Source organism: Vibrio sp. 970, assembly GCF_033339075.1.
Genome location: NZ_JAWOTW010000728.1, coordinates 1 through 538 on the forward strand (window position 1 = coordinate 1; position 538 = coordinate 538).

Consider the following 538-nt stretch of genomic DNA (forward strand, 5'->3'; position numbering starts at 1 on the left):
GGGTGGCGGAAGCTGGGCAAGTAAACAAGGTGATACGTATGCAGGGGAAACGCCGGTCAATATGTTGGCATGGAGTAAGGAAGCTGCTGGTTTCATCAAGCCGAAAGTGATTGAAGCGTCGGGTTCTAGCACGATCGAGACTCGTCAAGGCGAGGGTGTGGTGTATCTCGATCCGTACTTGAAACAGCAAGGTCCAAGAGCTTACTTCGAGAACAGAAGAAAAACGGAATATGACCGTGCGTTGTCAGGTGAAGGTCTTTTGATCACGGCCGTAAGTATCGACAACCGTTTCAATGACACAGGGCCAATGCAAGTTCAGGTATTCCAAGCGGACGGTCTGGATGAACTGCAAACTCGTGGCTGGTCAGATCAAGGTGATGTGTTCCCGGGTTCAAGCAATGTGGTAACTATTTCGGACGATACAACTCCTTCTTTAAAACTCATCACCGGTGGCCGGGAAACCAACATCTCGATTAATGATATCGCCAGTACAGATCAAAGCGGCACGTTACGAGCGTCTATTCCTTCATCGACGAAT

At 49.3% G+C, this 538-nt stretch carries 1 pseudogene; it reads left to right on the forward strand.

Going from position 1 to position 538, the window contains the following annotated elements:
- Window positions 1–538 (forward strand): annotated as a pseudogene (locus tag R7Q11_RS28865) (RTX toxin); the annotation flags it as partial.